The 12,489-nt window shown below is 56.9% G+C and carries 11 protein-coding genes and 1 other annotated feature; of the genes, 1 reads left to right on the top strand and 10 read right to left on the bottom strand.

Annotation, left to right across the window (positions count from 1 at the left end):
- Positions 1–19: 19 nt before the first annotated feature.
- The 8 genes from ACZ5EF_RS07460 to ACZ5EF_RS07425 all read right to left on the bottom strand — a co-directional run bounded on the left by ACZ5EF_RS07460 (position 20) and on the right by ACZ5EF_RS07425 (position 10,645).
- Positions 20–331, bottom strand: a complete 312-nt coding sequence (locus ACZ5EF_RS07460) for a cupin domain-containing protein (protein ID WP_346063964.1) — start codon at positions 329–331, stop codon at positions 20–22.
- 42 nt (positions 332–373) lie between these two features.
- Positions 374–865: a 2-thiouracil desulfurase family protein gene (locus ACZ5EF_RS07455; protein WP_428832126.1), complete on the bottom strand. Its 492-nt coding sequence runs from the start codon at positions 863–865 to the stop codon at positions 374–376.
- A 350-nt stretch (positions 866–1,215) separates the two neighbouring features.
- A complete protein-coding gene (locus ACZ5EF_RS07450) occupies positions 1,216–4,401 on the bottom strand; it encodes an AAA domain-containing protein (RefSeq protein ID WP_346063963.1) in 3,186 nt (1,061 codons plus the stop codon).
- Positions 4,402–4,484: 83 nt separating this feature from the next.
- Positions 4,485–5,710, bottom strand: a protein-coding gene (locus ACZ5EF_RS07445; RefSeq protein WP_346064042.1) for an IS3 family transposase whose coding sequence is annotated in 2 segments (ribosomal slippage) — positions 4,485–5,425 and positions 5,425–5,710 — 1,227 coding nt in all. Because the reading frame shifts where the segments join, the coding sequence is not laid out codon by codon here.
- Positions 5,316–5,432, bottom strand: a sequence feature (AL1L pseudoknot). (Overlaps the previous gene by 117 nt.)
- Positions 5,711–5,722: 12 nt before the next feature.
- Positions 5,723–7,753 (bottom strand): DUF4011 domain-containing protein, encoded by a 2,031-nt coding sequence (locus tag ACZ5EF_RS07440; protein WP_346063010.1) that lies wholly within the window; start codon positions 7,751–7,753, stop codon positions 5,723–5,725.
- 90 nt (positions 7,754–7,843) lie between these two features.
- A complete protein-coding gene (locus ACZ5EF_RS07435) occupies positions 7,844–8,149 on the bottom strand; it encodes an N-acetyltransferase (RefSeq protein WP_464123180.1) in 306 nt (101 codons plus the stop codon).
- Positions 8,150–8,966: 817 nt separating this feature from the next.
- Positions 8,967–9,527: a hypothetical protein gene (locus tag ACZ5EF_RS07430; protein ID WP_346063011.1), complete on the bottom strand. Its 561-nt coding sequence runs from the start codon at positions 9,525–9,527 to the stop codon at positions 8,967–8,969.
- Positions 9,528–10,174: 647 nt separating this feature from the next.
- Positions 10,175–10,645, bottom strand: coding sequence for a GFA family protein (locus tag ACZ5EF_RS07425; protein ID WP_346063012.1), 471 nt, complete (start codon positions 10,643–10,645; stop codon positions 10,175–10,177).
- A gap of 151 nt (positions 10,646–10,796) precedes the next feature.
- On the opposite strand from ACZ5EF_RS07425, the gene ACZ5EF_RS07420 reads away from it, so the two are divergent.
- Positions 10,797–11,387: a LysE family translocator gene (locus ACZ5EF_RS07420; RefSeq protein ID WP_346063013.1), complete on the top strand. Its 591-nt coding sequence runs from the start codon at positions 10,797–10,799 to the stop codon at positions 11,385–11,387.
- Here the strand turns inward: ACZ5EF_RS07420 and ACZ5EF_RS07415 are convergent.
- Together ACZ5EF_RS07415 and ACZ5EF_RS07410 are read right to left on the bottom strand one after the other, a co-directional pair.
- Complete coding sequence (locus ACZ5EF_RS07415) at positions 11,369–11,878, bottom strand: GNAT family N-acetyltransferase (protein WP_346063014.1); 510 nt, start codon at positions 11,876–11,878, stop codon at positions 11,369–11,371. The genes ACZ5EF_RS07420 and ACZ5EF_RS07415 overlap by 19 nt on opposite strands.
- An 82-nt stretch (positions 11,879–11,960) precedes the next feature.
- Positions 11,961–12,449, bottom strand: coding sequence for a DUF2938 domain-containing protein (locus ACZ5EF_RS07410; RefSeq protein WP_346063015.1), 489 nt, complete (start codon positions 12,447–12,449; stop codon positions 11,961–11,963).
- Positions 12,450–12,489: the final 40 nt, after the last annotated feature.

The following is a 12,489-nucleotide window of genomic DNA, read 5'->3' as shown; positions in this document are numbered from 1 at the left end:
CATATATAAGTTATCCGAGTTATACGCTGCCTTCCTTCTCCACCACCAATATCCTGGCCTCACCCACCGGATGGGCCACATGCTCGGTGCCGACGGAGGCATAGAAAATATCCCCGACGCCCAGGGTCACCGACGCTTCCTCACCGTTTTCCCGGAAGAACATTTCCACCTTGCCATCCAGCACCACGAAGACCTCTTCGCCATCGTTCACATGCCACTTGTATGGTTGATCGGTCCAATGCAGGCGTGTGGAAACACCATTCATCGAGGCAATATCCTCGGCGCCCCAGGCGCGATCCGCCACAAATTCCCTGCCCCTAACTACTCTCATGACTCCACCTCGATCATCCCCTGATATTGCATACTTTCACTCTCACTCGCTTATCGCGCGAATCGCCTTGTCGGCATCGGCCACTTCATATTGGCTAAACACTCGAACGCCATGCCGGCGCAGCAAGGCCGCCGTCACTCCCATACCAGGAACCTTCTTTCCCGAAAAGCTCCCGTCATAAATGGCCGAGCTCCCACAGGAAGGGCTGAACTCGGCCAGCACGGCGACCTTGATATGGAACCGTTGACACAATTCCAGGGCCACCTCGGCGCCGGCGATAAACTCGTCGGTCACCTCCACCCCGCCTTTTTCGGCAACCATCGTTTCACCACTCAACACCTGCTCACCATCGCCTGCGACAATTTCCGCCGGCTTGCGAGGTATGCTCATCCCAGCCTCGACTTCGGGACAGACGGAGACGATGCGACCGTCAGATAGCCAACGCTCGATAACCTGGCCCGTCAGAGCGAGGCTTCCTCCATCATACCTGACCCGTTTTCCCAGGAGGCAGGCACTTACTAATAATTTTTCCAAGTCAGCACCTTTTAACGCCCCGCTCACCTGCACATACTTCGGAGAACGTTTTTGTGTGGAAATGGAGCGCAGCGACAGACACAAAAACGAGCGTAGCAGTATGTGTCAGCGTGCAGCGGCTTGTTATGTGTTTTTGACATAGTTAAACACCCAAGCAGACGGTTTCCGTGAACTATCAAATCCCGATTTTCCTTTATGGGAAGGTCATCTTAAAATTCAGCCACGATCTCAAAATCGAGGTCATCACACCTAAAAAGCAATGAGGCAAAGATTTCTACTAGTTTTACTCAAAACATTAGCCTCCGTCGCCCCTCGTAATGATATAGGGGCATAATGCCTATCAACGACGGTTACTCTTTTCGACTCATATCCAGCTGACCTCGCAAGGCAGCATCAACCTCTTCCAAAGCCTTCTGCTTATTCGTCCACCAGTCAGTAGACCACACCCTGAATAGCGTCCAGCCCAGCCCCTCCAGCACCCCTTGTCGGATCTTGTCTCTTTCCCGGGCATAGGCTGAGCTGTGGTACATGGCACCGTCACACTCAATACCTGTCAGATAGATACCGGGCTTATCAGGGTGAACGATACCCATATCGATGCGGTAGGCGGAGACTCCAATTTGGGGATGTACTGTCCATCCTTTTTCCTGGAGCCCTCTGGCCACAGCCACTTCGAACGGGGATTCGAAATCCCCCATAGAACCATGAACAGCAGCGCCAAGGGCTGAGGCACCACGTTCGGCGTACTCCAGGAAGTGCTTGAGGTCTGCCACGGCACGCGCCTGGGTGCGAGAAAGATCGATACGCTCCGGTGGCATGGTGGAGAACACCACCATCTCGGAACGGGCACGGGTCATGGCCACGTTAAGGCGACGCTCGCCGCCAGTACGGTTGAGCGGGCCGAAATTCATGGTGACATGCCCAGCTTCATCCGGGCCGTAGGTGATGCTGAACAGGATCACGTCCCGCTCATCACCCTGCACGGTTTCCAGGTTCTTCACGAACACCGGTTCCAGCTCGTCCTCGGAGAAGGCCCACTCAATCCCCGGATCTTCCGCTCTTGCCTTATCCAGCAGGTCCTCAATCAGGCTCTGCTGCTCTGTATTGAACGTGACCACGCCAATGGACTGGCTACGAATGGAGGCGTCCTCAGACGTCAGACGGCGGACAATCTCAGCCACGATGGCCTTGGCCTCCCCCTGATTATGGCGTGCTTTACCCCGTGCATAGAAGCCCTCCGGCTTCACCAATGACACCCCTTTATCAGGATGCACCGGCGCCGGGAAGGTAATCAGGGAACTGTCGTAATAGCGGCTATTGGAGAAGGCAATCAGGCTTTCACGGCGGGAACGGTAATGCAGGTTCAGCACGCGCTGTGGAATGCTCGCACCGATCAGCTCATCCAGAATGCTTTCCAGATCCCCTTCGCCATCAATGTCGCCATCCGGGTCATCATCGGAGCGGCCAAAGAAGTTGGTGGGCGGCATCTGTTTCGGGTCACCGGCTACAATCACCTGCTTGCCGCGTGCCAGTGAGCCCACGGCATCCCAAACGGTGATCTGGGAAGCCTCATCGAAAATCACCACGTCGAACTGCGCCTGCCCGGCGGACAGAAATTGCGCAATCGACAGTGGTGACATCATCAGGCAAGGAGCCAGCGTCGTGATCACACCCGGGATGGTTTCCATCATTTCCCGCACCGGCTTGTGGCGCATCTTCTTCTGCAGCTCGTGCGCCAGCACGCCCCAGGATGACTTCTTCTTGGTCGTTTCCTGATCCGGGATCTCACCGGCCAGCTTGGCCGCAATATACTTCGCCGTCAGGTCACTGAACTGGGTATCCAGCTCCCGGAAATTCTCAATAGCGGCTTCGTGTTCAGGCGAGGAGAAAGTACGCAGCACCTCATCCTCACCAATCACCGCAGACGACCACCAACTGCAATAGGCCGCCTCGAAGACCTCTTCCACCTGATCAGCTGCTACGGAGCCATTCTCGATCGCTTCCACCAGCGGGCCGAGCTGGAAATCCAGCGCCTCGGAGCGACGCCGCACCCAGGCACACCAGTCTCGCAGGGCAATATGGTTGTCCACAATCTCCTGACACCGTGCTCCTAACGATTCCAGAGCAGGTACATCGTCAGGCAGTCCGTTATCCAGTGAAGCCCCGATCAATGCCTCGAACTTTTCCTTATGGGCATTAAAGGACTCGAAAGATGCTTTGAAATCATTGATAGCCCGTCCCACCGGAGCCTCAGGGGCCAACAGGTCGTTGGCATCATAGAGCAGGGTTCGGATCTTGCTGCGCAGGGTCACCAGGGACTCTGCATCGTCCGCCAGCTTGCCAACCGCAACACGCGCCCGTGAACCCAGCTCCTTCAAGGCCGCCATGGCACTCGGGTCTGAATTATAGGAATCCCATTCCCGCAGGCCTTTCAGCACACCATCCAGGCGGTCGATCTGGCCGCCAGTTTCCCGTAACTGTTTCAGCACGGGAATATCATTGGTTGGGTCTGGATCACCCTGCGCCCCGCCCTCGCGCATTTGCTTTACGACCTTGCGCTTGGCAAACCAGCTCTTGGGCCACCACGTGTCATTGGCCTCCGCCCAGGCTTGCCCCAACACCGTCGCATCCAGCTTCTGCCAAGCCAGAGCTTCATAGGTACAACTCAGCTTGGCTTGCGTTTCGATATAGGCTTTCAGCTGAGTGACTGCCTCTTCCAGCGCATCCAACCGATCCGTTGCATCAGGCTCCAGCGCAAAAGAGGCCTGCTGACGATAGGCATCCAGCAGCACCTGCCCGCATTCAGCCATGGCAGCCAGCTTGGGCAAGCCCACCACGCCAAGGCTGATCCCCAGCGCCTTCTCAAGTGAGGTCAGTTTCTCAGTCAGCTGCGCTCCACCAGCCTTCAGACTGCGGGCGGCACCCACCACCTCCTCTTCCCACTGCGGACGCCAGTCAAAGTTGCTGATCAAACCCAGTGGATGGTCGATCAGGTTGCCTACCGCCTTGGCCTGAACCGCCAGCAATTCGGCCATTTCACGCAGCTTCTGCAGTTGCGCGTCATCGTGATAGGCCACATTGGGCCAACTCAACTTCACCTTGGCCGCCAGATCGGCATCACGAACCTTCACGCCAATGGCATAGTGCGCGGTCAGACCATTGCGGTGCTGCTGATGCAAGGCATTCACCACCCTGTTCAAGCGGTCGCGCAATGCTTTGAGGCGTTCCGCTTCAGCTTTCCAATCACTGACCGTGGACTGGCAAGCGCTGTTCCAGGAAGTCCGCAGCTGGTCCAGTACATCCGCCTTCTTGGCCTTGTTGGAATGCAGCTCCAGGCAGAACTGACCCAGGCCAATATCCTTGAGCCGGCGGTGCACCACCTCCAGTGCAGCAGTCTTCTCAGACACAAACAGCACCTTCTTGCCCTTGCCCAGCATGTGTGCAATCAGATTACCGATGGTCTGGCTCTTGCCGGTGCCGGGAGGGCCGATGATGACGAAATCCTTGCCACGATCTGCAGTGGCGATAGCCGCCATTTGTGACGAATCCGCCGGCAGCGGCGTCAGCAAGTCTGCCGGAGTGAACCGCCCCGGCTTTCTCGGAGACCCGCTGGTTTGAGTCAGGCGGCCTTCCGGGCCTGACTCTGTTGCTGATAATACAGTGCTTCTCGCTCCGCTGGTGGCACGTTGCCGATTGGCTCCAGCAAGCGTCGATGGTTGAACCAGTCGACCCATTCCAGAGTGGCGAACTCCACGGCTTCCAGGTGCCGCCATGGCCCGCATCGACGGATCACTTCGGTCTTGAACAGTCCGATCACCGTCTCTGCCAGCGCGTTATCATAGGAGTCCCCCACGCTACCGACCGAGGGCTCGATACCGGCATCGGTCAGCCGTTCCGTGTAGCGGATCGAGACATATTGCCCCCCTCTATCACTGTGATGGATCAGGGCTCCCTCATGCCGCTGTCGCCGCTCATGAAGCGCCTGCTCAAGCGCATCCAGCACCATGTCGGTCCTCGGCGTACTGGACACCCGCCAGCCGATGATCCGGCGGGCGAACGCATCAATCACGAAAGCGACATAGACAAACCCGCGCCAGGTCGCCACATAGGTGAAATCTGACACCCAGAGGGCGTTGGGCTGACTCGGCTGAAACTGCCGTCGAACCAGGTCCGCCGGACAGGCCTTGTTGGCATCCGGCACGGTCGTCTGCACTCGCTTGCCTCTGACCACGCCACGCAAGCCCATCTCCCGCATCAGGCGGGCCACCGTGCAGCGCGCCACCGAGAGGCCTTCCCGGTGGAGCTGACGCCAGACCTTGCGAACCCCGTAGACACAGAAGTTCTCTTCCCAGACGCGGCGCACCTCGGCACGCAGCCAGCGATCACGCTGCACGCGGGGAGGCGCACTGGAGGGCTGGGCTTCTCGGGTCTTGTGCGCGTAGTACGTCGACGGAGCGATCGGCAGAACACGGCAGATCGGCTCGACCCCGTATGACGCACGGTGATCATCGATGAAGTCGATCATCACTTGTTGCGGCGGTCGAGCTCCGCCTGGGCAAAATAAGCCGAGGCCTTGCGCAGGATCTCGTTGGCGCGCTTCAACTCGCGGTTCTCGCGCTCCAGGGCCTTAATGCGCTCACGTTCGGATGTCGTGGTGCCCTCACGCCGGCCGGCATCACGTTCGGCCTGACGCACCCAGTTACGCAGGCTCTCAGCCGTGCAACCGATCTTGGGGGCAATAGCGCCAATAGCGGCCCACTGGGAGGGGTAATCGGCCTCGTGATCGAAGACCATTCGCACGGCCCGCTGCCGCACCTCGGGGGAATATCGATTTGATGTGCTCATGGCTCCATCCTCTCAAGGTTTGGAGCCTCCGGGAATCCCGGGGCGGTTCAGAGTGTATTCCCGGTCAATCTCTTTAGGATCAACAAAACGGATATCACTTTCGTACGCCTCGCGGGGTGTATCCAGCAGGTGGCGCACCACCGGGCTTTCTTTCAGCGCCTCGGAACGGTCCACCAGATCTTTCCACATCAAATACTTGGCGAAGGAAAAATGCCCCAGCACGGTCTCTTCGACCACTTCAAAGCCTGGCACATCCTTGATGGCACGGCGCACCCGATTCCAGATACCGGCCACATCCACACCACTTTCATCCTCGGGCAAGGCACCACTGAGGCCATGAATCTCAATACCGAAGTCCTTTTTCAGCAATTCCAGCAAGGTAGTGTTGAAACGGGGCTCGTCATCATTGGCCACCATCTTCACACCACTACGCACGGACTTCCGCTCCAGAGAGACCGGCAACAGAATCAGCGGCGCACGGTAGCGGCGATTATCCTTGTCCTGGGGTTTCCACAGCAGGAAACCCACAGCCAAAAACAGGGTATTGGCCCCCCCTTCTTTCAGCGATGTTTGTGCCTTGCGGTAAATCTCCACCGCCCGCTTATCCAGATCCTCCTGGGTGAGATCTACCAGCACCTGTTTCTTGGCCAAGGCATCGCGGGCATAGACTTCTTTCAGCTCTTCGCCGGTACGCTGCCGATGAATATCCGAATCCTGGTCCTGCGTCTTCAACTGCGGGAAAGGTGCAATAGAAATCCGCGCCCCAGTGGCCAACACGTCCTCCAACTCACCAGGATCATGGCATACCAACGTCAAACTGCTTTTGCTGGGCTTCTGATTCAGCAGTGGATTACGTGCAGACAAGTCCAACAGCTTGCGCTGCCAACGCTCCAGACGGCCACCCGGGGTATCTTCCGGCACATCTTCTTCAATATGCACTGGGGCCGACGGTAAATCTACCGGCGCAGCCTCAAGTCCCAGCTCGATAACGTCTTGAACTTCCTCCGCTTCGCCCAGCCCGGCAATCTCGGTTTTCAGGCTAATAGGATTGATGCGATGCGCACGCGCGCGACGGATATCGATAGCGGCGACAAATTCGTGATCCTTATCCAGAGAGACCTGCTTGATGCCGTCTTTCACCGCCTGGGAGAACGGCGGCGCAGGGTGGTTGGTCAGGAAGGTGGTTTCGATCAGGATCAGTTCTTTCAGCGGGATACGCTGGCGCAGGGTTTCTGCTTCGTCCACCACCACACTGGATAGATCCTCCTTATCCAGCCAAAGCCCCACCAGCGCATGGCCTTGGGTCAGAATCACCAGCGGGTTGAGTTGAGCCTGCTCCAGTGCTGCGGCAAACAGCAGGGTGGTATCAAGGCAGGTAGCCACTTTCGAGCTTTCAATCTGGCTGGGGAGACGAATCTTCTGGCCATTGCTTTCGAAACTGGCCGGCGGCAGCGCATAGCCCACCTGCATCTTCACGATGGCGGAATAAATGGCCGACGCCATGAGCCACACCTGCTCACGGCTGCCGGAATCGTAGCCATTGATACTCCCCGACTTGCCCGCCTTGCGAAGAATCTGGCTGGCCTGGCCCAGCAAACGGTCCACCGCTGGGTCGTTCGGCGTACAGAACGCAGCCAGCAGCTCAGGGATATAGGTAGCGCCACCCCACTCATTACAGGCAAGCAATTCAACGGGAATCGCCAACTCAGCAAGGCACTGCTCACCCTGAGTGACCCGAACCGTTACCGTCCCACGCATGGATTCCGTCAAGCCCAGCAGGAAACCGCCATCCAGCTCCAGATCACGATCCTTCATGCCCAAAAGGCCACCCGCCGCAAGTCGATCCACCGTCCAGGTCTTCGACTTCACAAACGCCGGAGATGCTTCCAACTTCACAGTCAGATCAGACAGATCCTGCTCTTCATCCAGATTCTCGATCTGCAATTCCCGAAGCACCGCGTAGGCGCTCTGGTGGCAGGCGAAGTTAATTTTTTCCACCAAGGTGGTGTGGATTTTTATTTTTGATGCATCCTGGTCTGACATACTCCTTCCCTCTCAATAGATATTCCATATTTTCACTGATTATCACTTAGCAACAGACAAGAGATATATTTCCACTCCAAAAGGCTATGACTAAGCAGCCCTACTTTTAAACTCATCATGCCATTCGATCAGCTTAGTCATGGCTGCATCTAGCATCTCAGAGTCAGGAATTTCAACGGGAGATTTATCAGATTGGCCATGTTCGAAACTGGAAAAGTTATCCATACAGCCGCCTTCATGTGGAATTAGATGGCATGATTCCAGTTCAATATTTTTAACGCGTTTGAAAGCGCCATGCTCATAAAGAGCAATAGCTCTTATATTACCAGAAAACACGATAAGGCTTAATTCATCGCAACCTTCACTACTGCCTTTGACTTTGGTTTTCTCTAGCAATGTTTTACCGACACCTAAGCCCCTTTATTTTTCCTCAACGCTCATAGCATCTAGAAAACAACTTCCCTCAACCCTGTTGGAATAGAATTCACCTCTCCAGGCGATCCGCTGGGAGGAAGTTCACTAGCTCTTCGGTTATTCGGTTATTCGGTTATTCAGTTATTCAGTTATTCGGTTATTCAGTTATTCGGTTATTCGGTTATTCAGTTATTCAGTTATTCAGTTATTCAGTTATTCAGTTATTCAGTTATTCAGTTATTCAGTTATTCAGTTATTCAGTTATTCAGTTATTCAGTTATTCAGTTATTCAGTTATTCAGTTATTCAGTTATTCAGTTATTCAGTTATTCAGTTATTCAGTTATTCAGTTATTCAGTTATTCAGTTATTCAGTTATTCAGTTATTCAGTTATTCAGTTATTCAGTTATTCAGTGGTACTCTGCAGGATATGACAGCGGCATACCTACTATTTTTCGATCAGGTTCAGCGACGATACGGCTGCGCAATGCATGTGGATATTCATATTATTCCAATCCATTAGATAGGAATTGAAAAGCTGACAACCCAGGTACTAAGTCATGGGATAGGTATTCCACCACGCCATCTGAGGCTATATAATCCAGCTCAGCTATACGCAGACTATACCCTCTCTTCCCTGGCCTATAGTTCAAATTAATTTCTTATCCTAGACCAGTGCGCTTGGCTGCATATTCATATAACGCCCCAAGCAGGGGCATATTTTGCGTTTTGAGCGCAGCGAAGCAAAATATGTCCCACTGCCTTGGATTGTTATCTGCCCCGAAGTCATGTGCTATGTGCTATAGATTGGCGAATTTTTTAATCTGGTTGCTAATGAGTAGCTGCAACTTTTCCTGCTCAGTTATTAGCTCCTCGTAAGCCTCAGCATGGCTGTATTCGCCTATATCGAAGGAATCCTCGATTTCACGATCTCTTACCTTGTACGTTTCTAGCGCTGAGATCAAATCCTTTGACAGCAACGGCCTATACGCATGAAGGCATTCAATGACTTTTTTAGAAAACGATTTCAAGTGGCTAAAATCTATATCTCGATGCTCCTCCTCCGGGAGCTGACTCATGTCTGCATAAGAATTTTCGCATAGTTTTCTCGTCTCCTCCGTAAGATGAGCCAGAGTAGCGGAAAGCTGGATAAGTATATCCTTCCTAATATCCCACTCCCTTTCTTCCTTTTGATGCTTTACAGAGCTTTGGTGTATATATAGAGCTATTACAGCTGAAATCGCAATAACCACGTTGGGAATGAGCGTATATGAAACTTCCTCACCGAATATATCGAAAGCCAATACTCCGGCAGTAGCGAGTGAAATGCCTAATAAGATACCCGTTAAAAAAGTGATCAAAGACAGACTCCTGCGAGCAGATAACAGGTGTTAGACGGCGCGCTCTATGATTGGATCAACGTGCCGTCACGATTGTCCAGCAAATACAGCCTACCACTCAGCACCTAACCAATTTATTTTAAAATTAATTAATTATAGCTCGTCTACCTATGCAGGATTCGCATGCTTGCGTGTTTTTCCAGGGCTAATAACACTGCATGTACGCCCATGCCCAAAGAGGTCCACCGTCTGGATACTCACAACAGGCCCCCGAAGCTGATGAATCGGGTGAAGGCCACCATGAGGGTGAAACGCTACAGCCTGCGTACGGAGAAGGCCTGCTTCAACTGGGTTTCTTTATCGCCTGTTAAAGCAATCTCCTATTACCCCAGCGTCAATGGCCTTCTATATCGCTGGCTAAGACAGGCGCCTGCAGGAGGTTGCCGGTGGTACAAGAATATTGCTGCATTCAGGCACGCTACCGCCCCTACCTGGGCATGTCGCGATGACATCCTGCCATCCATGCGGTAGTCCCTGCGTGCCGCGATGTTCCACTCCCTGGCCCTCTTCCGGGGTCTCGATCATCCAGCCTATGCGAGGCCCCTGGTCGATGCAAAGTCGAGTTTGCTCAAAGGCATAGCTCCTGCATCCCGGGGCTCGCTTATCGTTTAGCGTTCCAGGTCCAGGCGGCGGTGCCAGTCGGCGATGCTCTCCTCCGGGTAGCCGGCGAAGCACTTGTCGGTGTCTCTGGCCTCGACTTCCACCCAACTGGCCTTGCTGTCCAGCAGCAGGTGGACCCGCTCGGGCGGGATCGGCAGCTCAGTGTCGATGGCCGAAGCGAAGGGGTGTACCAGCTCCGGCCAGCGGGGATCGAAGACCCACAGCGCCGAGGCGCAGTGACGGCAGAAGTGACGCTCGCCGGGGCTGGTCTCGCCGTCGATCACCACCCGGTAAATTCCCTTGTGTTCGGCGCCCTCGACCTCGAGGGTCGCGGCGTGCCCGCTCAGGTTGATGGCGTAGCCGCCACCCCCGGCGGTCTTGCGGCAGATGGAGCAGTAGCAGCGCTGGTAGGGATAGGGGTGCGGCGACTCGACGCTAAAGCGCACCGCGCCGCAGTGACAGGAACCCTGGAGTCGCATGGGGCTATCTCCTTTTCGATGAGGGATTACCGTCTCCAGTCTAGAGCTTCTCCGACGACCATCGGCGCTCGCCCAGGGCAATTTTGTGCAATACCGGGAACGCACGGGCGGCCAGACTCGGGGCATCGCTTGCTCTTCGAGGAGGAACCCCATGAGCCTGTCCCTGATCCTGCCGATGTCGGCCTTCGCCCTGGCCGCTTCCATCTCTCCTGGCCCGGTCAACCTGGTCTGCCTGAGCAGCGGCACCCGCTACCCCATCCCCCGGGGGCTGGTCTTCGTCACCGGGGCGACCCTGGGCTTTCTCGTGCTATTTCTGGCCATCGGCCTGGGGCTCTACTCGCTACTAGCGATGGTGCCGGGGCTGGAGACGGCCCTGCGCTGGGCGGGGGTGGCCTTCCTGCTTTACCTGAGCCTGCGGCTGTTTCGCGACGATGGCCGCCTGCCGGCAGACGACGGCCGACAGGCCCCGGGCTTTATGGCGGGGGCGCTGATGCAGTGGCTCAACCCCAAGGCCTGGCTGGCCTCGGCCTCTGGCATCGGCGCCTATACCGGCGGCGACGTGGGCCAGCTCTGGCTCTTCGCCGCCCTCTACCTGCCCATCTGCTGGCTCTCCCTGGGCAGTTGGGTCTATGCCGGGGCCTTCCTGCGCCGCCATGTGCAGCGTCCCGGGGTGCTGGTCGCCATCAACCGCAGCCTGGCGCTGCTGCTCGCCGCCAGCTGCGTCTATCTGCTGATCGATTGATCGGCGTCTGCCCCCGATGCGACGAAGTCGCGGCGCATAATGGTCACCGCCTCGCCGCGATAGTCGCGTTCTTCCTGGTCACGCCAACCCAGGCGCCGGTAGAGGGGTTGCTGATCCGGGGTGTAGAGGTAGAAGTGGCCGTGCCCCTGGGCGCAGGCCTCTTCTTCCACGCGCTGAACCAGCCGCGAGGCGATGCCCCGGCCCCGCCACTCGGGCAGCACGAAGACCGAGGCCAGCCAGGGCGTCAGGTCGCGGCGATCGCTCATGTCGTCGGCCACCAGGCAGGCCGTGCCCACCGGGGTGTCGCCGTCCAGGGCGGCGAACACCGAGGGCACCCCGGCCGGGCCGCACTCCTCCCGCAGCAGGGCGATGGCGGTCTCGAGGCTACGGCCGGGGTGCAGATGCCCCCAGGCGTCGTGGGTCCATTCGGCCAGGGTGGCGACATGCGGCGAGTCGCCGCTCAGGCGCACGATGCGAATCCTTGCTTCCATCTCGGGGGACATCCTCTTCTCTGTGGTGGTGATTCAGGGGGCGGGCGAGCAACGCTGGCATTTGACCAATCCCCCCTGCCGACTAGCCCCATAATGCACTGATTTTCGCGGCCAGGTAGAGCCCCACCCCGAAAGACAGGTGCGCCACCAGGCTCCGGAAGCGAGCCTTGTTCGGCTGGGGCGTGCGGGAGGCCGCCAGGCCGGCACCGAAGGCCGGTTGCATGATCAAGAAGGGGACGACCACCGTGCCCACGCCGATGAACAGCGCCGGCCCCGGCGTGGGATCGGCCACCCACTCCGGCCCCCAGAGCCCGATCAGCAGCGCGGCGAACAGCATGCCGATGGCGTAGTGCGCCGTCCAACCGAGGGCCCGCTCCCCCGCCACCGGTGGCGCCGCCATGATGGCCTCATGCCGAAAGCGCCCCCGAGGGAAGTGGCCAAGCCAGCGCCCGACCAGCGCATAATCGAGTGACGGCACCCCGAACAGGCGCCGCTGGAGCAGGGCCCAGAGGTCCATCACGGCCGTGGCGCCGAGGCCGATCACCGCGCCATGCCAGATGAATGCATGCATTCCGTTCATAATGACGAGCTATCCCTGTGTTGGCGAAAGC

This window comes from Bisbaumannia salifodinae, assembly GCF_055388505.1.
This window is presented reverse-complemented; position numbering and strand designations above follow the sequence as displayed.